Origin of the sequence: Lentzea alba, assembly GCF_047445655.1 — a bacterium.
GTDB classification, from domain to species: domain Bacteria; phylum Actinomycetota; class Actinomycetes; order Mycobacteriales; family Pseudonocardiaceae; genus Lentzea; species Lentzea alba_A.
In genome coordinates this window covers 43,431-62,955 of sequence record NZ_JAJAEG010000046.1, presented here as the reverse complement: position 1 = coordinate 62,955, position 19,525 = coordinate 43,431, and the positions used below count along the sequence as shown (strand labels likewise).

Below are 19,525 nucleotides of genomic sequence, written 5' to 3'. Positions count from 1 at the left end.
CACGATGGCGCTCATGGAACTCGTGCGTTGGGGGAACGAGCACTTCGACCACCTGCTGCGCTGGTCAGCGGACCCGCGGGTGACCGAGTACGTCGGTGACGGCACCACCTGGACGCCGGAGTACGCCGCCGAGCGGCACCGGAAGGCCTTGCGGCACTGGGACGAGCACGGCTTCGGCTGGCACGCGGTCGTCGAGGACGGCGAGGTCGTCGGGCTCGCGTCGATGGTCGACCGCGGCTCGGACGGGATCGAGATCGGGTACTGGGTCGACCCCGGCCACTGGGGCCGCGGACTCGCGACCGGGATCGCCGAGCGGCTGCGGGACAAGGCGCTCGGCATCAAGGACCGCGTGTTCGCCGGTCATCAGGTGGAGAACGCCGCGTCCGGCCGGGTCATCGAGAAGGCCGGGCTGAGGTACTTCACCAGCAAGTACATGTTCGGAAGACTTCAGCACGGTTATGCGTTGCAGCGAGGTATGAGTGACACGGGGGTACTGCGCTACAGCGCGTTCACGAAGGACCCTGCAGGCGGCAACCCGGCAGGCGTCGTGCTCGACGCGACCGGCCTGACCGACGACGAGATGCTGGCCATCGCCGCGAAGGTGGGCTACTCCGAGACGGCGTTCGTTCTGCCGAAGGAAGGGCGCGAGTTCGACGTCCGGTACTTCAGCCCGAAGGCCGAGGTGCCGTTCTGCGGGCACGCCACGATCGCCACGTCGGTCGCGCTGGCAGAACGGATCGGCGACGGGCCGCTGACGTTCCACACGCCCGCCGGTGAGATCACCATCGAGACCTCCGCCGGAACCGCGTCGTTGACCAGCGTGCCGACGAGCACCGCCGAGGCCGCTCCCGAACTCGTGCGGGGTGCGCTGGAAGCGTTGGGGTACACGGAGATCGGCGACGCTCCGGTGCACGTGGGCTTCGGCGGCGCGCGCCACCTGTTGATCGGGCTGAAGGACCGCGAGCAGCTCGCGAACCTCGACTACGACTTCGACGCGTTGCGCGACCTGATGCTGGCGCACGACCTCACGACCGTGCACCTGTGGTGGCGCGACGAATCGGGCGTGGTGCACGCCCGCGACCCGTTCCCGGTCGGTGGCGTGGTGGAGGACGCGGCGACGGGTGCTGCGGCCGCCGCGTTCGGTGGCTACCTGCGCGACCTCGAAGGGCCGCAACGGTTCGTCATCAGCCAGGGCGAGGACATGGGCAGGCCGTCACGGCTGGAGGTCGATGCCACGCGCGAAGATCGGCGCGTCACCGTGACCGGGGCAGCAGTCACAATCTGATGAGACGACGGTCCACCGCGGTCCGCACGGCCGCGGTGCGACAGTCCACGCCCAGCTTGTTGAAGACGTGCTTGACGTGCGTCTTCACCGTGGCCTCGCTGATGAAGAGCATGCGGCCGATGTCGCGGTTGGACCGCCCGGCCGCGATCAGCTCCAGGATCTCGATCTCCCGCGCGGACAACGCGATCTGCGGCGCCCGCACCCGCCGGGCCATCCGGGAGGCGACGGCCGGTGACAGCGCCACCTCACCCGTCATCGCTGTGCGCAGCGCACGGAACAACTCCTCCGGCGGCGCCTCCTTGAGCAGGTAACCGGCCGCGCCCGCCTCGATGGCGCGCAGCACGTCGGCGTCCGTGTCGTAGGTGGTCAGCACGACCACCCTGGTCTGGCCGGCGATCTGCCGCGTGGCCGTGATGCCGTCCATCCCGTCGCCGAGCTGGAGGTCCATCAGCACGACACACGGCCGCAGCGCCGCGACCAGGCGCACCGCCTCCACACCGTCCGCGGCCTCTCCGACGACCTCGAACCGCGTGGCCAGCAACGCGCGCAGGCCCGCCCGGACCACCGGGTGGTCGTCGACGATGAGCACCTTCACAACAAGCTCCGCACCGGCACCGATGCCGCGAGCACGGTGCCTTCGCCAGGGGCGCTCTCCACCGTCACGCGGCCGCCCAGCGCCTCGATGCGCTGCCTGGTCGCGCGCAGCCCGAAGCCGCGTCCCGTCTCCGGGTCGAAACCCACTCCGTCGTCACACACGTCCAGCACAACTTCGGAGTTCAGGTACGTCAGCGTCACCACCACGTGCGACGCACGCGCGTGCTGCCGCACGTTGGCCAACGCGCCCTGGGCGACGCGCAGCAACGCGATCTGCTCGTCCAGCCCGAGCGGGAACGGCTCGCCGATCACCCGCACCGTCGCGTCCCCGCCGATCCGCCGCAACGCCTCCGGCAGTGACGTGTCGTCCAGCGCCGGCGGCGGGAGGTCGCGCACGAACCGGCGGGCCTCCGCGAGGTTCTCCTGCGCCACGGACGCGGCCTGCCGCACGTGCGAGCGCGCCTTGTCGGGAGAAGCCCATTCCTGGTCGGCCGCCTGGAGCAGCAGGTGCATGCTCGACAGGCCCTGGGCGAGCGTGTCGTGGATCTCGCGGGCCAGCCGGTCGCGCTCGGCCAGCCTGCCCGTCTCGTGCACCTGCCGGAACAGCACGAACGCGAGCACCGCGATCAGCACCGGCGCCACCGCCGGGCTGGGATCCCACGTCTGCCGCGCGTGCAGCGTGCTCTCGATCGCGGCGAACCCCGTCATCCCGATCACCAGGACCAGCGCGACCCTCGTCGAGAACGCCCGCAGCACCAGGAAGAACAGCGGGACGGCGAGCCAGGCGAAGCTCGGCGCGAGCAGGGTCAGCCCGACCCAGGCGGCCAGCACCACCAGGACGTGCCGACGGAGCACTGCGTAGAGCAGGCCGAACGCCACCGCGGCGCCGACGACGGGCAGCGCCTTCAGTTCCAGGCCGCTCCACCACAGGTAGCGGAACGTGCAGGCAGCGAGCACCACGAAGGTGCCGAAGTGCACGATCCGGTCGAACCGCTCGGTGTCCACCCGCACATCATGCAAAAGGATGACCGCGCTCTCACCCCTCGCGCCGATTCGAGACGGTGAATCGACAGCGAACCTTCACACACGCCGTCTGAGGACCCGAGAGGAAGCCGAACCGTGTGTGAGACCTGTCCTTCCGAAAAGCCGAGCCGGCGCAACGTGCTCAAGTGGGGTGCCGCCGCCTCGGTGGCCGCCGTCCCGCTCGTGGGCGGCACCGCGCACGCCCTCGACGTGTCGATCAGCACCAAGCGCGGGGTGGCCTTCTACGTCGCCCAGTCCGGCGACACCCTGAAGACGATCGCGACCAGGTTCCTCGGCAACGTCGACCGCTGGAAGGAACTGCTGGCGGCGAACCCGGACCTGCGCGGCCGAGACCCCCACCCCGGCCAGAAGGTCCTGCTGCCGGAGTCGCCCGCGGGTCCGAACACCCGCACGTTCGCGCCGATTCCCGCCGGTTCGAAGCCCCAGCCGTTCGGGCCGGAGGGCTACCGCCTGGACAAGTTCAGCGACCGCGCCTACGGGGTCACGGTCGGCGCCGCACAGAGCGCGTTCGTGGTGACCGACACCGGCGTGATCGTGCTCGACGCACCGGCGGGCCACGGAGCTCGGCTGCCGCAGGCGATCGCGGCCGTGACGAACAAGCCGGTCACGCACTTCGTCTACTCGCACAGCCACAGCGACCACGTCGGCGCGGCGAACCTGTTCCCCAACGCGGTGCGGATCGCGCACGGGGAGACCGCGCGCATCCTCAAGGCGGCCAACGACCCGGCGCGGCCCATGCCGACGATGACGTTCGACGGCGAGCACGTCCTCGACGTCGGCGGGCAGAAGCTCGTGCTGTCCTACCCCGGCCCGAACCACGAGTCGGGCAACATCATCATCCACTCGCCGCAGCAGCGGTTCGCGATGCTGATCGACGTGGCCGTGCCGGGCTGGGCGCCGTTCCGGGCGTTCGGCAGCGCGGACAGCGTGCCCGGCGTGCTGCGGGCGCACAACGACCTGCTGAAGCTCGACATCGACACGTTCGTCGGCGGCCACATGCACCGCTACGGCGCCAAGAAGGACATCGCCGAGTCACGCGAGTTCGTCTTCGACATGTGGCGGGAGACGAACGCGGCCATCGCGGCGACGCCCATCGCGCCGTTCTTCGGTCAGGTCGAGGCCGGCAACACGTGGGCGGCCGTCGAGCTCTGGTACGAGGCCATCGCGGTCAAGGCCGAGGAGCCGATCCTGCGCAAGTGGACCGGCCGCCTCGGCGCCGTCGACGTGTGGTTGCGCGAGAACCTCAAGACGATGTCGGTGTCCGCGCGCGTGGACCAGCCGAAGGACCTCTAGATCCGTTCCAGCACAACGACGGGGATCTGCCGGTCCGTCTTCTTCTGGTAGTCGGAGTACGACGGCCAGACCTCGTTCATCAACGCCCACAGCCGGTCTCGCTCGTCGGGGCCGGCTGTGCGCGCGTGCGCCTGGAACTTGTCCGCCGCGACCTGGACTTCGGCCTGGTCGTCCGCTTCCAGGTTGAGGTACCAGGACGGGTGCTGGGGCTTGCCGCCCTGCGACGCGACCACCACGTAGTTGTCACCGTCGCGCTGGTAGATGAGCGCGGTCCGGCGCAGCTCGCCGCTCTTGCGCCCCTTGGTCGTCAGCAGCAACGTGTGCACGCCCGGCCGCCACTCGTGGCCCTCGGCACCGTCGGTCTCGACGTACTTCCTGATGTGCTCGTTCACCCAGCCAGTGGGAGAGTCCTTCACCGCCATGGGTTCGACGCTACTGCCGCGGAGCGCAGGGTGCGCGGCAGCAGCGTCGAACCGAGGGGTGCGCACCCTCCCGCGCCGGACCCGTGAGCGCTGCCGCAAGCGCCGGGCCGGAAGATCTTCGAAAGTCACTATGCCCCGATCGAAGGGTGGCGGCTCATTCAGAAGGGGGATACAAGGTCTTTATGCCCGAGCTGGAGCTCCGCCACCTCCGCGCGGTTCGCACCATCGCCGAGGAAGGCAGCGTGACCAGGGCCGCCGCGCGGCTCGGACTGACCCAACCCGCCTTGTCCGCCCAACTGCGCACAGTCGAGAGACTGGTCGGCGGACAGCTGTTCGACCGAACGCGCAACGGCTGCGTCCCAACGGACCTGGGCCGCCGTGTGCTGGGCACGGCGAGACTCGTGCTCGACGAGATGGCTCAGCTGATGGCCACCACGAGAGAGACGGACCGCCGCGGGCCGTTGTACCTCGGCTGCATCTCGATCCTGTACTTCGCGGCGCTCGTCGAAGGACTGCGGCAGCTCAACGCCGACGTGCGCGCGGAGGTGCGGCAGTCGTCGGCGGAGATCGTGGACCTGCTGGAGCAGGGCCGGGTGCACGTGGCGTTGTTCGAGTTCTTCGACGGCATGCCGTCGCGCGACCTGGCCGGCATCGAGCTGCGCAAGCTCGTCAGCGAACCGGCGTTCGTCGCGGTGTCGGAGAAGGACCCGCTGGCCGAGCAGGAGGAGATCGACCTCGGGCAGCTCGCCGACCGCGACTGGGTCACCCCGACCGCGCACATGATGGGCAACCGCATGCAGATGTTCCAGGCGTGCGCGGACGCCGGGTTCGTGCCGAAGCTGACGCACCACACCGGCGAGTCGAGCATGGCCCGCGGCCTGGTGGCGAGCGGCGCGGTGTCGTTCGCGGCGGCACCTTCGAGGACCGGCGACGGCATCGTGATCCGCAAGCTGCGCGGTGTCCCGTTCTTCACGGACGTCTTCGTGGCGACGCGGCGGGACTCTCCGGTGGCGGGGCGGGCGCACGAGGTGTTCGCGTGCGCCGCCGACGCCTACCGGTCGGTGCTGGACCGCAATCCGGAGTACCGCAAGTGGTGGGACGCGCATCCGGAGGCGCATCCCGAGTTCGCCTAGTGCCGTGACCGTCGGTCTTTGCCCCGTGTTCGGTGGTCAGACCGGTGCATCGTGGNCCGCAATCCGGAGTACCGCAAGTGGTGGGACGCGCATCCGGAGGCGCATCCCGAGTTCGCCTAGTGCCGTGACCGTCGGTCTTTGCCCCGTGTTCGGTGGTCAGACCGGTGCATCGTGGTGCCGGCCCCGCGTCCTCGTCCTGGTTGGCTGTGTTGGTTGCTGGGCGCGGGGAGGTGCCGCGAGGCGCCCTGCTGAGCGCCGAAGACGCGGTGAAGGTCGGCGGTCACGGCACTAGACCGCGATGGGGCGTGAGGGCCGCCCGATCAGCTTCTCCAGGTCCGGGCGGACCTCGGCGAACACGCCGTTGCGGATCGCCACGAAGAAGTCGACCACGAACGCGGGCACGCCGGCCGCGATCAGGTCGTCGTCGCTGACGTCGCGGAACCGGTCGCCGGCGAGCTCGGGGAACGACCAGGTGGTCGAACCGGTGAGCTCGTAGACCTGGTTCTCGTGGCCCTCGGTGGTGAGCGCGACGGCGGCGGCGAGTGAGAAGTCGTCACGCGCGGCGCTCGCGACCCGGCCGTCCTTGGTGGAGACCGCCACGACCTCGCCGGCCAGCGCACCCAGGTAGTTCTCGTGGTACATGCCGTTGCGCAGGAACGTGAACGGGATGCCGGTGGCGCGGATGGCCTCCTCGGCAGCCTTGTGCACGACCGCGACGCCCACCGTGGACGTGTCCGCGTCGGTGAGGCTCGTGTAGAAGATGTGGCCCACGCCGTGCTCTGCCGCCTTGGCGATGGCGTTGGCGTGCTGCTGGATGCGGACGTTCGGGTCGTGCGCGTCCGCGGACACGATCAGCAGCTTGTCGACGCCGCGGAAGTCGAGGGTCTCCGGCTGGTCGAAGTCGCCCTGGCGGACCTCGACGCCTGCCACGTCGAACTTCTCCGGGTTCCGCACGGACACGATGACCTGCTCGTTCGTGCGGTCGAGGACGTAGCGGACGACTGCGTTGCCGAACTGGCCGGTTGCTCCGGTGATGAGGATCGTCATGCGCCTAGCTTGCGGTTAGCGCTAACCTGTGGAAAGTACCTACTTTGAGGTTGGGTACTTACGTGGAGGTGAGCATGCAGGTCACGATGTGTCCCGAGCGGGCGATCATGGAGCACGTCACAAGCCGGTGGGGCGTCCTGGTGCTCCAGGCGCTGTCCAACGGCCAGGCGTGGCGGTTCAGCGACCTGCGCCGCCAGTTGGAGATCGTGAGCGAGAAGATGCTCACCCAGACGTTGCGGACACTGGAGCGCGACGGCTTCGTGCACCGCGAGGTGAAGCCGGTCATCCCGCCGCACGTCGAGTACTCGCTCACGCCGCTCGGTCGCGGTGCCGCCGGCCACCTCGTGGCGCTCGCGCACTGGATCGAGGCGAACCACCCGGAGGTCGCCCAGGCGCAGCAACGCTACGACGACGCCTGAGCAGCACCGGAGTGTCGACAGATAGACATCGGATTAGTCACCCGAACGCGCAGTGAACGTTCTCACTAAACCCCTAGATTCGCGGGTCAAACATCGGATGGGTCACGATTAGGGGGCGCGATCTGGCCCCTCAGCCTGGCACAATGGACCAATGGCCCAACCGTTCACCGACGAAAGCCATCCGGCGGAGCCCTATCCGGGTACTCGTCCAGACCACTGTTTCGTCCACGTCGACGAAACAGGCTGGCCAGTGCGACCGGACCTCACGATGGAGTCGGGATGGCGAGTTGAGCCGGAGAACATCGACCTAGACCAATGGCTCGCAAACCACGGTGAACCCCCGTTGGCGTCCCGAATGCCGGTTCTCGGCTACGGCTCGAACGCCAATCCCAGCAAGGTCACCTGGCTCCGCGAGGAGCTCGGTCTCGAAGGCCCCGCGGTCGTGCTGCGCGCACGCTGTGAGGGCTTTTCTGCTGTCTGGGCCGCAGGCATGCGCGCCCGCGACGGCCAGCGCCCCGCAACCCTGGCGGCCGCTCCCGGTCACGTCGAGGAGCACTCCGTCTGGTTCGCCACGCCCGAACAGCTGCGCGTCCTGGACCGCTGCGAGGGCCGCGGACTGCGCTACCGCCTCGTACGCCTGCACACGGGCCGTGTGGTGCTCTACAACGGCGGCGTCATCGACAGCGTGTTGGCCTACACCGCGGGCTCCAAGAAGCGGATGCCCGTGCTCTTCAACGGCCGTATGGTCCGTTGCGAGGACGTCTCGCAGCGACGCGCCCTCGTGCTGGGAGAGAGGGCAGCCGTGACGGACGGACTGGACGTGACCGAGGTCCACGGCGTGCCGTCCGCCGACGACTGGCCCGAGCTGCTGTTCGTCTACGGCACGCTCCAACCGGGCGCAAGCGCTTGGCACCTGATGGAGCCGCACGTCGTCTCGTCCGAGGAGACCCACCTGCCCGGCACGCTCTTCGACACCGGCCTGGGCTACCCGGCGCTGCGTCCCGGCGCCGGCCTCGGCGTGCCCGGCTTCGTGCTGCGGCTCAAGTCGCCGGAGGACGCGCTGCCGGTGCTCGACGACTACGAGGGCGAGGACTACCGCCGCGTGCGCGTGGTGCTGCCGGACGGCCGGATCGCGTGGACGTACATCTGGACCGCGGCAGTCAACGGCATGTCCGAACTGCCCGACGGCTGGGACGTCAACCAGATCAGGTGAATTACCGGCACGTTGTGTGGCCGAGTTCGTGAATGGGCACATCCTCACTGGTAGGAGGTGCACCCATGACTCGACGGTTGATCGCGTGCGGACTGCTGGTGCTCGCTGGCGTGACGGCCTGCGGCGACAGAACCGCGGACAACGGCTCGCCGACGCTGCCGACCTCGACGCCGTCGTCGACCCCCACTGCCGCGCCGGCCAACTCCGGCGCGGCCGCACCCGCTGTGAAGCGCTGCGACTCGTCCGTGTTGAAGGGGCAGGTCGACCCGACGGACGCCGGCGCGGGCAACCGGTACGGCAAGTTCGTCGTCACGAACGGCGGCACGATGCCGTGCACGTTGAACGGCTACAGCGGTTTCCAGCTGGAGAACGGGTCCGGTGCGCTGCCGACCAAGCTGGAGCGCATGGCGGACCCCGGCCCGAAGGCGCTGACGCTCGCGCCGGGCGGCAAGGCCGTCGCGAACCTGCACTGGGGTGTCGTGCCGTCGGGCAACGAGCCCGTCGAGGGGCCGTGCCAGCCGGAGCCGTCGAAGGCCGCGGCCATCCCGCCGGACGAGACGGTGCCGCTGACCGTGCCGTGGACGCTCGGCCCCGTGTGTTCGGGTGGCCGGATCGAGATCAGCGCGTTCTACGCTTCGTAGATGGAAGCACCCGGATGGCTCGCCGTGCTGCCGCACGGCGAGCGCATCGCCCTGTCGCTGCGCACCGCCGGTGTTCCGGTCGCGGTGACCGAGGACATCGCTGCCGCCGTTGAGGCTTCGCCGGTTCCGGTCGTCCTCATTGGACACTTCATCGGCGCGCCCGCCGCGGCTCGGTACGCCCAAACACATTCAGGGCTCGCCGCGCTGGTGCTGGTGTCGCCGGTGCTGGGCATGTGGGACGGGGCGTCCGACGAGCTCGCGGACCTGATGGACGAGGTCAACTTCGGGCCGCACCTCGGCGACCTGCCGACGTTGTGGCTGCACGGGTCCGACGACGAGATCGTGCCGATCTCGGACACGCGGGCGGGGACGGACAGGATCCGCGGAACCGCGTTCGAGGAGCACGTCGTCGACGGTCTGCTGACCGACGGTGAGGCCGTGACGCGGATCGTTGAGTTCGTGGCGAAGCTCTAGTGGCAGACTTCGTCCCGACATGAACGATGACGACCTCGTGCTGCTGATCACCGTCGTGGTCGAGGCAGCCGACGAGCACCAGGCGCGGGCCGCGTGCGACGCGCTCATCAGCCGTACCGGGGCGCAGGTCCTGGACGCCCGTGACTGCTCCGACGAGGAGCCTGGGTGCTGGGCGGTCGTGATCTCGAAGCCCAGCACGGAGAAGGCCACCCACAACGTGTCCGCGGCGCTGGCGCGGACGGTTCGCACCTTCGTGCGCGGGCTGGGTGATGCGTTCCCGACGCCTCGCGTGGCCTGTGAGCCGCCGACGGCGTGGACGGTGCTGGACGACCCGGAGCTGATCAACGGACTCGTGCCGGGCGCCGAGCGCGTCATGGTCGAGGCCTGGGCCGGAGATGACCCGTTCGGTGCAGGCACTCCGCGTGACAACTCACCCGCAAGGCCGTCTTGATTCACCCGGCTGGTCGGTAAGTGGACACAACGGGCTGTAGGCGGCTTTGTGAGGGTCACTACACGGGTAGTCAAGGGGCCAGGAGCGCGCCTAACTGATCATTAAATCAAGGCCCGTTCGAGTGGATTCAGGCATCCACCCGGTTAGCCGATCTTCGGTCTCAACTGTGAAAATCTGGGCACAATCTCTACTGAGGGTGGTTGCTTGCCACCCTGTGCCGGGAGGGTTCGGGAGCCGACATGGCCAGCATCGAAGAGGTCCGCAACGCGATCGCCCAGGCGATCGACAAGGCCAGCGAAAGCCAGAAGGCCCTTCAGCAGGCGGCTGATCTCGCCGAGGACGCGCAGCAGCTGCTGACATCGGTCACGCAGGGTTCTGTGCAGGCGGACGTCGAGACGACGAACGCCCAGTTCGCCCAGGTCGTGTCCGGCGTGAGCGAGCTGCAGAACTACCTCGGCGCCGGCATTTCCGGGGCCGAGGGCATCAACAGCAGGCTTTGATGGCATCCATCGCCGAGGTTCGTGCCGCGCTCGAGCAGGCGAGCGAGATCCTGCGTGAGGCGTACCGGAGTGTGCGCAGCGCCCAGGAGAGCCTCGACGAGGCCGTGGCCACCCTGGCCGACTCGAGCGAGAACCACCACGAGTCGCTGCTTCCACCGGAGTTCGTGCGTGCGAAGGAAAGATTCCCCGATCAGCTGGAACTGATGGTGGGAACCCTAGAGCGCATCCAACGACTCACCGTGGAGCTGTGATGAGCAGGCGGGACGATCGACGACGGAGGATCGAGGAAGCCTTCGCGGAGTTCCAGCGCGCCGTTTCCGCTGCGCTGGGCTCCGTGGCGCGTGAGCACCGTGCGCTCGCCACGGAGCACGCGAAGGACATGTTCGAATTCACCGTGCGCGGCATGGGGGTCGACAAGGCCCTTCGCGATGTCGCGCTCACGAACGTGACCTCGTTCCTGACAGTGGACGAGAAGCGCGGGAGAAACCCTCGCCAGGCTCCGCTGTCGATGGCTCAGTTCGACGAACGTCTCGCCCAGATCAAGCACGACTGGCAGCAGTCGTACCACGAGTGGACGACGTCCGGCCCCGACCAGTTGACCGCGCTGGTGAACACGGTCGCGGCCGGGCCGGCGTCGTGGCCGCACGAGTCGTGGCTCGGCACGCCGGGCACGCACGACGGCAGCGTGGTGCCGGAGCTGTGGCGGATCGGCACGGGCGTGGTGACGTCCGCACCGGACGAACGGCCGTTCCCGGTGGCGGTTCCGCTGCTGGACCAGGCACACCTGCACATCTCGTCCACTTCGGACAGTCGCCAGCTGGCGGACACCCTGGTGGAGAACCTGCTGCTGCGGGTCCTGAGCCACTTCCAGCCAGGACTCGTGCACGTCCACGTGTGGGACGTCGGGCAGCTGACCGGCTCGTTGCCGGGGCTTTACCCGTTGACCCGCGCGAACCTGCTGACGGTGCACGACCCCGCGCGGCTGCACGAGCTGCTGGACGAGCTGTCCGAGCACATCCGGCAGGTGCACACGAAGGTCCTGGTCGACGGCCACCTGACCGTGCGTTCGGTCAGTGGTGAGGGCCGGCGCACCGAGCCGTGGCGGATCGCCGTGCTGTTCGGCAACCGCAAGGCGTTGAAGGAAGAACACCAGCAGCAGCTGCAACGCGTGGCGCGCAACGGTTTGGCGTGCGGCGTGCAGCTGTTCATCGTGGACATCCCGATCACGATCAACTCGCCGGTCGAGACGGTCGCGTTGCGCGGCGACGGCACCGCGACGTGCACGATGACCGGCAAGCACGTGACGGTGACGCTGGATCCGCCTCTGCCGCGGACTCTCGTGCCGCGCGCCTGTGCCGCCATCGCGGACAAGCGCGAGGAGCGGCGGACGCGCATGAGCACGTTCGGCGATCTGCTGCCCGAACGGCCGTGGACGGAGAACTCGGCGGCGGGAGTCGTTGCGCCCGTTGGGTTCGACGACGGCGAACCGGTCTGCGTCCAGCTCGGCGACACCTCGCCGCACGCGTTGATCGGCGGACCTTCGGGTTCCGGCAAGACGAACTTCCTCTACGCGATGCTCGGCTCGTTGTGCGCGCGGTACTCGCCGGACGAGTTGGAGCTGTACCTGCTGGACTTCAAGGAAGGCGTGTCGTTCGCGCAGTTCGCGCCGGGCCGCAAGGACCCGTCGTGGCTGCCGCACGCGCGCCTGGTCGGCGTGAACGTCAACACCGACCGCGAGTTCGGCGTCGCGCTGCTGCGGTTCCTGTCCGACGAGATGCGCCGCCGCGCGGACGCGGCCAAGCAGCACGAGGTCACCAAGCTCGAACACCTGCGCGCCGAGGACCCGTCCGGCCGCTGGCCGCGGATCGTCGCGGTGATCGACGAGTTCCAGTACCTCTTCGGCGAACGCGACCAGGTCACCGCCGCCGCGACCCAGCTGCTGGAGGACGTGGCCAGGCGCGGTCGTTCGCAGGGCATCCACCTCGTGCTCTCGTCACAGGACGTCTCGGGCATCGAGGGTTTCTGGGGCAAGTCGGCGATCTTCGAGCAGTTCACCGTCCGCATCGCACTGCCGAAGGCCCGCCGCGTGCTGGCCGAGCCCGCGAACGACGCCGCCGTGGAGCTCCCGCGCTGGCACACCGTGATCAACCACGAGTCGGGTGTCAAGCCGGGCAACGAGATCTGCCGCATCCCGGACTCCACGTCCAAGGGCACGATGGACTTCCTGCAGAACGAGCTGTGGCGCCGCGAGCCAGGCCAGGCGCCAGGTCTGTTCGACGGCAGCAAGGTCCCGCTGCTCGACGCCCTGCCGGACTTCCTCGACCTGCGGCCCGGCGACGCATCGCCTACCGTTCTGCTAGGACAGGTCATCGACGTCGCGGGCAGCGCGGCACGTGTTCGCTTCGCCCGCACCCCGGGCCGCAACATCGCGGTGATCGGCTCCGTGGTCCAGGACGCGGCCGCAGTGCTCGGCGGAGCGGCCGCGTCACTGGGCAGGCAACACGAGTCCGTCGAGGCGGCGTTCAGCCTCGCCTGCCTGGTGGACGAGGCCATGCCGGAAGCGTTGCATCTGGCGAAACGCCTGAGCTCCGACGGCCATGATGCTTCGGTGATCGGCATCGACGGCATCCGCGAACTGCTGGACCGCACCGCGGCCCGCCTGCAGTCGCTGAACACCGGCACGTCGGACACCCCGCCGTCGCCGCACTACCTGGTGCTGTACGGCGTGGACGCAGCACACACGTTGCTGGAACAAAAGGATCCGACGACGCGGTCGTCCGGTTTGGACAGTCTGCGCACGGTCCTCAAGCACGGCCCAGAAAACCGCACCCACGTGCTCGGCTGGTGGCGCGGCGTGCAACGTCTCAAGAACAGTCTTCCGCCGGGTGTCTACGACGACATCGGCGCCTGGGTGGCGTTCGACGTCCAGGGCAAGGAGCTGCTGTCGCTCGGGCCAGAACAGGTCATGGCGTGGTCACCGAGGCCACGCCGAGGCCTGTTCTTCGACAGGTTCGAGCACTCGCGACCGCAGGTGATCATCCCGTTCGACACAGGTGAGGTGTCATGAACCCGATGACGACCATGTTCGAGTCGGTGCCGGCTCAACGCCAGAGCGAGGAGGTGATCGAGGTGCCGCCGGTCTCCGCTGTCGAGCGCTACAAGGAGATCATCGCCATCGCCACGGACGCAGCAGCCCGCCAGCGCAAACTGGACGAGGTCCGCTGCGCCGAACTGGCAGAGCGAATCGCGTCGACCCAGCAGCAGATCGCCGAGGTCCGCGACCGCGAACGAGTGGTCCGCATGGGCGCGGCCCTGCACTGGGAGCAGGCAGTAGAACAACTCTGGAACGAGCGCTGGCTGCAAATGGTCACGTTCCCGCTCCCGGACGAGTCCGTCCCCCAACGCCCCCAAGGCGAGTACAACCGCGCGATGGACCTCGCCTACCAGGGCCTGGAAGACTCCTTGGCAAAGCGAACCTTGTTGCGCCGCAAACAGAAGGACTGAGTGCGCCGCTTACGCACCACCGCCGACGTCCTGGAAGCCTGCCCCGATCCCTTGGTCAGGTGGGCTTCCCAAGCCTTGTCGTGCGGCGGTGCAGCCTGGGAACACCGAGGCGCCGTAGCCGTACACGCCCCCGCCCTGACCCGCCGCCGCCGGTTAGTCCTCTCCGGCCCACCAGAAGGCGTGGCCTCACTACTGGCCGCCCACGGCCGAGGCGTGAACCTGCGCCCACTGATGTCCCGCTCACTGGCCGCAGACGTCGCCTCGCTGATGCCCACGCCGTGGGTCGAGGACAAACCTTTCGGCTGGATGGACCGCTCCGGCACGCTGGACCTACCCCCAGACGTCTCCTGGCTCTCCCACCTGGACGACGTCCGGCCCCTCCTGCAAGCCGCCAACCCGGACTCCTGGGCGTGGCCAGGCGAGCAGGGAGTCCAACGTTGGGCCGGAGTCCACAACGGCTCAACCCTGGTGGCAACAGCAGCCGAAGCGTGGTCCTCAATCGACGTGGGTTTCATGATGGGCGTAGCCGTCCACCCCTCCCACGCAGGCCAGGGCCTGGGCCACCGCGTCTGCCAGTTCGTAGCTTCCTCCCTCCTCTCCCTGTACGGCACCTGCGCCCTCTTCGTGGAGAACTACAACGCCCCCGCCATCGCCCTGTACCGCAAACTCGGCTTCACCTACCGAGACGTCACCACCCTCCTCCCTGCGTCCTAGGTCACATCCTGGAACAGTCCTCAGCAGAACACTGTTGAAACGGATAACTGATCCGCAATTTCCAGGATGGAGATGGTTCGACCATGACCAGCACCGCACTCGAAGTCCGCCTCGCCTCCCGCCCCACCGGCTGGCCGACCGAGGAGAACTTCGAGATCGCCGAGGTCGAGATCCCCACTCCAGCCGAAGGCCAGATCCTGGTCCGCAACGTGGTCATGAGCGTCGACCCGTACATGCGAGGCCGCATGAACGACGTCAAGTCCTACGTCCCCCCGTTCCAGGTGGGCGCCCCTCTGGACGGCGGCGCGGTCGGTGAAGTCGTCGCCGTCGGCGCAGGCGTCGAGGGCCTCTCCGTGGGCGACAACGTCCTCCACGGCCTGGGCTGGCGCGAGTACGCCGCAGTCGACGCCAAGCACGTGGTCAAGGTCGACGGCACCGTGGCCCCGCTCTCCGCCTACCTGGGCGTCCTGGGCATGCCGGGCCTGACCGCCTACGCAGGCCTCCTGGCCACCGCAGAATTCAAGCCGGGCGACACCGTCTTCGTCTCCGGCGCCGCAGGAGCCGTCGGACAGATCGTGGGCCAGATCGCCCGCCTGAAGGGCGCCACCCGAGTCATCGGCTCGGCAGGCTCCGCCGACAAGGTCAAGTACCTGACCGAGGAGCTCGGCTTCGACGCGGCCTTCAACTACAAGGACGGCCCGGTCGCCGAGCAACTCGCCGCAGCCGCCCCCAACGGCATCGACGTCTACTTCGACAACGTCGGCGGCGAGCACCTCGAAGCCGCCATCGAGTCCCTGAACATCAACGGCCGCATCACCATGTGCGGTGCCATCTCCCAGTACAACGAGTCCGAGAAGCCCGCGGGCCCGAGCAACATGATCCAGATCCTGGCCAAGCGCCTCACGCTCCGCGGCATGCTGGTCGGCGACCACAAGGCCCTGCAGCAGCAGTTCGTGGCCGAGGTCGCAGCCTGGATCGCCTCCGGCGAGCTCAAGTACTCCGAGACCATCATCGAGGGCGGCGCAAAGCAGGCACCTTCCGCCTTCCTGGGCATGCTGCGCGGCGACAACACCGGCAAGATGCTCGTGAAGTTCTGATCCACACCCAAAAAGGGCCACTGCGCACACCGCGCGGTGGCCCTTTCGCATGGCGAAGCCGAAGGCGAGCCGCCCTTGCGCAACCGGGGGACGACCTACGCAACCGGCGGGTCAGCCAGCGTCCCTAAATCAGCTTGCCAGGATTCAAAATCCCAGTCGGATCCAGCCGATCCTTAACAGCCCGCAACACCTCAACCCCAACCGCCCCGATCTCCTTCTCCAACCAGGGCTGATGATCCCGCCCGACAGCATGGTGATGCGTAATCGTCCCCATCGACGAAATCACCTCAGAAGCAGCAACCTTGGCCCGCTCCCACTGCCCGACAGGATCAGCCAAATCCCGAGGCACCAACACGGTGAAGTACAACGAGGCCCCAGTCTCATAAGCATGCGAGACGTGGCACATCACCACGGGGTTCCCGAGCTCAGCCGTCAACGCGGAACGCACAGCATCACGCAGCTCAGAGACCCGAGCCCAATGCGTGGCAGTCTCCAGCGTCTCAACACACACGCCAGCGTCCAACAGCGCATCCCGCTGCCGAGGCCCGTTGAACCGCCCATGCACCCAAGCGGCCCCCATAGCCCGCCCAAGCCGAACAACCTTCTTACCACTCAACGAACTCATCGTCGCTGACCGAGACCTGCACTCCCAACCAAGAATCACCAGGCAAGGCGCCTTAACACCCCGGAACCGCAAGTACTTCTTCAAGGCAGCAGCCTTGGACCCAGCCAACTCCAACGCCACCTCGGTCTCGTCCACATCGGACAGACGAGTCACATCAGCCAGCACCCCGTCCTGAGCAAGAGTCCGAACGAGATCAACGCCGGCCTCCCACCCGTCAACGACAAACCCCTCATACCGAGGCCCGTACGGCTTGGGCCGAACCCGCACGGACACCTCGGTAATGACCCCGAACAGCCCTTCACTGCCCAACACCAGCTGCTTCAAGTCAGGCCCAGCAGCAGAAGCAGGAGCAGCCCCAACAACCCACTCCCCGACAGGAGTGGCCACCCGCACGGACTCGACCATGTCCTCGAACCGCCCATACCCGGACGAAGCCTGCCCAGCCGACCGGGTAGCAGCAAACCCACCGATCGTGGCCCGCTCAAACGACTGAGGCACATGCCCAAGCGTGAACCCGTGCTCCCCCAACAACCTCTCAGCCTCAGGCCCAGTCACCCCAGCCTGCAACACCGCCACCCGAGACACGGGGTCAACAGAAACCAGTGCCCCAAGGCCACCCAGGTCCAGCGCCACAACCGCAGACTTCTCACCACGCAGGGCCTCAACCCCACCCACCACAGAAGTGCCCCCGCCAAACGGCACCACGGCGACGTCGTGTTCGACGCACACCTTCAGAACCTCGACGACCTCATCCGGGGTAGCGGGCTGCACGACAGCGTCCGGCACCGCAGGCGTGCCGTGCCCACGCCGCCGCAACAAGTCCAGGTACGACAACCCACCAGCACGCCCCAGCCGATCGGCGGGGTCGGCACTGATCGACGCAACGGCCTCCAACGCCGTGAACGCGTCCGCGGACAACGCCGACTCAGGCGCCGACACCGGCACCTCCTCGAACGGCTCCCCCAGCCCAACCCGCTGACTCAGCCAAGCCAACGCATGGGGAGGAAGCGGCACAGTCTCAGTGGTCCATCGCGCCCTGGTCACTGCTACAGTGTGACACATGACGTCTCAACGTCACACCCACGACGCGCTGCTCGACGCCACCCGTGAGTGTGTTCTGGAGGTGGGAGTACGCCGGACCACCCTCACCGACGTGGCAAAACGCGCCGGCGTGAGCCGCATGACCCTCTACCGCCGCTACCCGGACGTGGACCACCTGGTGCGCGCCCTGATGACCCGGGAGTTCGCTGCCCTGCTCGAACAGGTCGAGCAGACGGCAGGCCGCGGCAACGCCCGCGAGCAGCTCGTCCAACGCTCCACCGAGGCCATCCGGGCACTGTCGGCCAACCCGCTGATGCAACGCGTGCTCCAGCTCGACGCCGAGCTGATGCTCCCCTACCTGACCGACCGCCTGGGCAGCACACAGCGGCTGGTCGAGCAGTTCCTCATCGGCCAGATCGAAGCCGGCCACGTCGACGGCTCGATCCGGTTCGGCGACGCGAAGACCCAGGCCCGCGTCGTCCTGCTCAGCACCCAGTCGATGGTGCTGAGCACCAGACCGGCCACCTCCGGCCTCGACTTCACCTCGCTGCTCGACGAGCTGGCCAAACAGCTGGACGGAGCGCTGCGCCCGTGAACACCTCCCTGAACGCCGCCCGCAGGCAACAAGATCTCCAAGCAGCACAAGAAGAAGTCGCCGACGTACTGGTGATCGGTGGCGGCGTCACCGGCACGGGTGTCGCGTTGGACGCGGCCTCCCGCGGCCTGAAGACCGTGCTGCTGGAAGCCCACGACCTGGCGTTCGGGACCTCGCGCTGGTCGAGCAAGCTCGTGCACGGCGGCCTGCGCTACCTGGCGAAGGGCGACGTCAAGCTCGCCCACGAGAGCGCGGTGGAGCGCGGCATCCTGATGACCAGGACCGCTCCGCACCTCACCCGCACGTTGCCGATGCTGTTCCCGTTGCACGCCAACGCGAACCACTTCGTGATGGCCGGGCTGAAAGCAGGCAACGCCCTGCGCATCACCGCCGGCACTCCGGCGAACATCCTGCCCAGGCCTCGCCGCGTGCCCAAGCACGAGGCGCTGGCGCTGGTCCCCGGACTGAACCCGGACCACCTCACCGGTGGACTCCTGAGCTACGACGGCCAGCTTGTCGACGACGCCCGCCTGGTCGTCGCTCTCGCCAGGACCGCCGCCGGCCACGGTGCCCGGATCATCACGCGCGCGAAAGTCCTGACGCTGCAAGGCGATGGCGCCGAGGCTCAGGACACCCTCACCGGCACCACGTTCACCATCAAGGCCAAAGCGGTGATCAACGCGACCGGCGTCTGGGCCGGCACGCTCGCGCCCGTGAACCTCAAGCCGTCCAGGGGCTCGCACCTGGTCGTGGACGCTAAAACCGTTGGTATCGCCGGAACCGCGCTGACGATCCCGGTCCCCGGCGAACGAAACCGCTACGCATTCCTGCTCCCCCAGGCGAACGGCCGCGCCTACCTGGGCCTCACCGACGAACCCGTGGACGAGATCCCCGACGTTCCCCAGGTCCCGGAGTCCGATGTGGACTTCCTGCTCAAGACCGCATCAGGGTTCCTGCAACGAACCCTGACGCGCGACGACGTCATCGGCAGCTACGCCGGCCTGCGTCCGCTCCTCCAAGCCGAGGGGCAGACCGCAGATCTGTCCCGCCACCACGCCGTCCTGAAAGCCCCGAACGGCGTGATCACGATCGTCGGCGGCAAGCTCACGACCTACCGCAAGATGGCGGCGGACGCGGTGAACGCGACGAACCTGACGCAGATCCCCTGTCGCACCAAGGACATCCGTCTGGTCGACGACCGCCCGCAACCGACCACACCGATCGCACCAGGCGTGACGGAAGCCGACATCGTGCACGCCATCAAGCACGAGGGCGCGCTGGACGTCGACGACATCCTGGACCGGCGCACCCGCATCGGCCTGGTCCCGCAGGACCGAGAGAAGGCCGCCCCGGAGATCGCCAAACTCCTCGCCGCCGTATGACGAAAGGGCGTCTGCAAGTACTACCAACCTGAAGTTGGCGGTACTTGCAGA

The 19,525-nt window shown here is 68.2% G+C and carries 21 protein-coding genes; 16 read left to right on the top strand and 5 right to left on the bottom strand.

Annotation, left to right across the window (positions count from 1 at the left end; translation table 11 throughout):
- Window positions 1-13 precede the first annotated feature (13 nt).
- Window positions 14-1,285 carry a PhzF family phenazine biosynthesis isomerase gene (locus LFM09_RS45520; protein WP_414102873.1) on the top strand — a complete coding sequence of 424 codons (1,272 nt, stop codon included), beginning with the start codon at window positions 14-16 and terminating at the stop codon, window positions 1,283-1,285.
- On the opposite strand, the gene LFM09_RS45515 is transcribed toward LFM09_RS45520, so the two are convergent.
- Together LFM09_RS45515 and LFM09_RS45510 are read right to left on the bottom strand one after the other, a co-directional pair.
- Window positions 1,275-1,880 carry a response regulator gene (locus LFM09_RS45515; RefSeq protein WP_414102872.1) on the bottom strand — a complete coding sequence of 202 codons (606 nt, stop codon included), beginning with the start codon at window positions 1,878-1,880 and terminating at the stop codon, window positions 1,275-1,277. The genes LFM09_RS45520 and LFM09_RS45515 overlap by 11 nt on opposite strands.
- On the bottom strand, window positions 1,877-2,884 hold the full coding sequence (locus LFM09_RS45510) for a sensor histidine kinase (RefSeq protein WP_414102871.1): 1,008 nt from the start codon (window positions 2,882-2,884) through the stop codon (window positions 1,877-1,879). Before LFM09_RS45510 ends, LFM09_RS45515 begins: the two co-directional genes overlap by 4 nt.
- 114 nt (window positions 2,885-2,998) lie before the next feature.
- Here LFM09_RS45510 and LFM09_RS45505 point away from each other — a divergent pair, with 114 nt between their 5' ends.
- Window positions 2,999-4,216: an MBL fold metallo-hydrolase gene (locus tag LFM09_RS45505; protein ID WP_414102870.1), complete on the top strand. Its 1,218-nt coding sequence runs from the start codon at window positions 2,999-3,001 to the stop codon at window positions 4,214-4,216.
- Here LFM09_RS45505 and LFM09_RS45500 read toward each other — a convergent pair.
- Window positions 4,213-4,638: a nitroreductase family deazaflavin-dependent oxidoreductase gene (locus LFM09_RS45500; RefSeq protein ID WP_414102869.1), complete on the bottom strand. Its 426-nt coding sequence runs from the start codon at window positions 4,636-4,638 to the stop codon at window positions 4,213-4,215. The genes LFM09_RS45505 and LFM09_RS45500 overlap by 4 nt on opposite strands.
- A gap of 182 nt (window positions 4,639-4,820) precedes the next feature.
- Between LFM09_RS45500 and LFM09_RS45495 the strand changes: the two genes are divergently transcribed.
- The gene (locus tag LFM09_RS45495; RefSeq protein WP_414102868.1) at window positions 4,821-5,771 is read left to right on the top strand and encodes a LysR family transcriptional regulator; all 951 of its coding nucleotides are present in this window, start codon (window positions 4,821-4,823) and stop codon (window positions 5,769-5,771) included.
- 288 nt (window positions 5,772-6,059) lie between these two features.
- Here the strand turns inward: LFM09_RS45495 and LFM09_RS45490 are convergent, their stop codons facing one another.
- Window positions 6,060-6,818 (bottom strand): SDR family oxidoreductase, encoded by a 759-nt coding sequence (locus LFM09_RS45490; RefSeq protein WP_414102867.1) that lies wholly within the window; start codon window positions 6,816-6,818, stop codon window positions 6,060-6,062.
- Between the two features lie 74 nt (window positions 6,819-6,892).
- Here LFM09_RS45490 and LFM09_RS45485 point away from each other — a divergent pair, with 74 nt between their 5' ends.
- The 11 genes from LFM09_RS45485 to LFM09_RS45435 all read left to right on the top strand — a co-directional run bounded on the left by LFM09_RS45485 (window position 6,893) and on the right by LFM09_RS45435 (window position 15,831).
- The gene (locus LFM09_RS45485) at window positions 6,893-7,237 is read left to right on the top strand and encodes a winged helix-turn-helix transcriptional regulator (RefSeq protein WP_414102866.1); all 345 of its coding nucleotides are present in this window, start codon (window positions 6,893-6,895) and stop codon (window positions 7,235-7,237) included.
- 343 nt (window positions 7,238-7,580) lie between these two features.
- Window positions 7,581-8,450 carry a gamma-glutamylcyclotransferase gene (locus LFM09_RS45480; RefSeq protein ID WP_414102865.1) on the top strand — a complete coding sequence of 290 codons (870 nt, stop codon included), beginning with the start codon at window positions 7,581-7,583 and terminating at the stop codon, window positions 8,448-8,450.
- A gap of 65 nt (window positions 8,451-8,515) precedes the next feature.
- The gene (locus LFM09_RS45475; protein WP_414102864.1) at window positions 8,516-9,091 is read left to right on the top strand and encodes a DUF4232 domain-containing protein; all 576 of its coding nucleotides are present in this window, start codon (window positions 8,516-8,518) and stop codon (window positions 9,089-9,091) included.
- Window positions 9,092-9,565 (top strand): alpha/beta hydrolase, encoded by a 474-nt coding sequence (locus LFM09_RS45470; protein WP_414102862.1) that lies wholly within the window; start codon window positions 9,092-9,094, stop codon window positions 9,563-9,565.
- Between the two features lie 19 nt (window positions 9,566-9,584).
- Window positions 9,585-10,016: a hypothetical protein gene (locus LFM09_RS45465; protein WP_414102861.1), complete on the top strand. Its 432-nt coding sequence runs from the start codon at window positions 9,585-9,587 to the stop codon at window positions 10,014-10,016.
- Between the two features lie 239 nt (window positions 10,017-10,255).
- Entirely contained in the window at window positions 10,256-10,516 is a 261-nt protein-coding gene (locus LFM09_RS45460; RefSeq protein ID WP_414102860.1) for a hypothetical protein, read from the top strand.
- Window positions 10,516-10,767, top strand: coding sequence for a hypothetical protein (locus LFM09_RS45455; protein WP_414102859.1), 252 nt, complete (start codon window positions 10,516-10,518; stop codon window positions 10,765-10,767). Before LFM09_RS45460 ends, LFM09_RS45455 begins: the two co-directional genes overlap by 1 nt.
- Window positions 10,767-13,583 (top strand): FtsK/SpoIIIE domain-containing protein, encoded by a 2,817-nt coding sequence (locus tag LFM09_RS45450; protein WP_414102858.1) that lies wholly within the window; start codon window positions 10,767-10,769, stop codon window positions 13,581-13,583. Before LFM09_RS45455 ends, LFM09_RS45450 begins: the two co-directional genes overlap by 1 nt.
- Window positions 13,584-13,588: 5 nt before the next feature.
- Window positions 13,589-14,020, top strand: a complete 432-nt coding sequence (locus LFM09_RS45445; RefSeq protein ID WP_414102857.1) for a hypothetical protein — start codon at window positions 13,589-13,591, stop codon at window positions 14,018-14,020.
- A 180-nt stretch (window positions 14,021-14,200) separates the two neighbouring features.
- Window positions 14,201-14,734, top strand: coding sequence for a GNAT family N-acetyltransferase (locus LFM09_RS45440; RefSeq protein ID WP_414102856.1), 534 nt, complete (start codon window positions 14,201-14,203; stop codon window positions 14,732-14,734).
- Between the two features lie 83 nt (window positions 14,735-14,817).
- Window positions 14,818-15,831, top strand: a complete 1,014-nt coding sequence (locus LFM09_RS45435; RefSeq protein ID WP_414102855.1) for an NADP-dependent oxidoreductase — start codon at window positions 14,818-14,820, stop codon at window positions 15,829-15,831.
- 124 nt (window positions 15,832-15,955) lie between these two features.
- Here LFM09_RS45435 and LFM09_RS45430 read toward each other — a convergent pair whose 3' ends face one another.
- A complete protein-coding gene (locus LFM09_RS45430; protein ID WP_414102854.1) occupies window positions 15,956-17,518 on the bottom strand; it encodes an FAD-binding oxidoreductase in 1,563 nt (520 codons plus the stop codon).
- Here LFM09_RS45430 and LFM09_RS45425 point away from each other — a divergent pair.
- Window positions 17,517-18,092 carry a TetR/AcrR family transcriptional regulator gene (locus LFM09_RS45425; protein ID WP_414102853.1) on the top strand — a complete coding sequence of 192 codons (576 nt, stop codon included), beginning with the start codon at window positions 17,517-17,519 and terminating at the stop codon, window positions 18,090-18,092. The genes LFM09_RS45430 and LFM09_RS45425 overlap by 2 nt on opposite strands.
- Window positions 18,089-19,474, top strand: a complete 1,386-nt coding sequence (locus LFM09_RS45420) for a glycerol-3-phosphate dehydrogenase/oxidase (RefSeq protein WP_414102852.1) — start codon at window positions 18,089-18,091, stop codon at window positions 19,472-19,474. Before LFM09_RS45425 ends, LFM09_RS45420 begins: the two co-directional genes overlap by 4 nt.
- The last annotated feature ends 51 nt before the right edge of the window (window positions 19,475-19,525 follow it).

Excerpts from the sequence above, each read along its gene's own strand:
- LFM09_RS45520 (WP_414102873.1), top strand. The coding sequence starts at position 14 with ATGGAACTCGTGCGTTGGGGGAACGAGCACTTCGACCACCTGCTGCGC.
- LFM09_RS45500 (WP_414102869.1), bottom strand. The coding sequence starts at position 4,638 with ATGGCGGTGAAGGACTCTCCCACTGGCTGGGTGAACGAGCACATCAGG.
- LFM09_RS45495 (WP_414102868.1), top strand. The coding sequence starts at position 4,821 with ATGCCCGAGCTGGAGCTCCGCCACCTCCGCGCGGTTCGCACCATCGCC.
- LFM09_RS45490 (WP_414102867.1), bottom strand. The coding sequence starts at position 6,818 with ATGACGATCCTCATCACCGGAGCAACCGGCCAGTTCGGCAACGCAGTC.
- LFM09_RS45485 (WP_414102866.1), top strand. The coding sequence starts at position 6,893 with ATGCAGGTCACGATGTGTCCCGAGCGGGCGATCATGGAGCACGTCACA.
- LFM09_RS45475 (WP_414102864.1), top strand. The coding sequence starts at position 8,516 with ATGACTCGACGGTTGATCGCGTGCGGACTGCTGGTGCTCGCTGGCGTG.
- LFM09_RS45470 (WP_414102862.1), top strand. The coding sequence starts at position 9,092 with ATGGAAGCACCCGGATGGCTCGCCGTGCTGCCGCACGGCGAGCGCATC.
- LFM09_RS45465 (WP_414102861.1), top strand. The coding sequence starts at position 9,585 with ATGAACGATGACGACCTCGTGCTGCTGATCACCGTCGTGGTCGAGGCA.
- LFM09_RS45460 (WP_414102860.1), top strand. The coding sequence starts at position 10,256 with ATGGCCAGCATCGAAGAGGTCCGCAACGCGATCGCCCAGGCGATCGAC.
- LFM09_RS45455 (WP_414102859.1), top strand. The coding sequence starts at position 10,516 with ATGGCATCCATCGCCGAGGTTCGTGCCGCGCTCGAGCAGGCGAGCGAG.
- LFM09_RS45450 (WP_414102858.1), top strand. The coding sequence starts at position 10,767 with ATGAGCAGGCGGGACGATCGACGACGGAGGATCGAGGAAGCCTTCGCG.
- LFM09_RS45445 (WP_414102857.1), top strand. The coding sequence starts at position 13,589 with ATGACGACCATGTTCGAGTCGGTGCCGGCTCAACGCCAGAGCGAGGAG.
- LFM09_RS45435 (WP_414102855.1), top strand. The coding sequence starts at position 14,818 with ATGACCAGCACCGCACTCGAAGTCCGCCTCGCCTCCCGCCCCACCGGC.
- LFM09_RS45425 (WP_414102853.1), top strand. The coding sequence starts at position 17,517 with ATGACGTCTCAACGTCACACCCACGACGCGCTGCTCGACGCCACCCGT.
- LFM09_RS45430 (WP_414102854.1), bottom strand. The coding sequence starts at position 17,518 with ATGTGTCACACTGTAGCAGTGACCAGGGCGCGATGGACCACTGAGACT.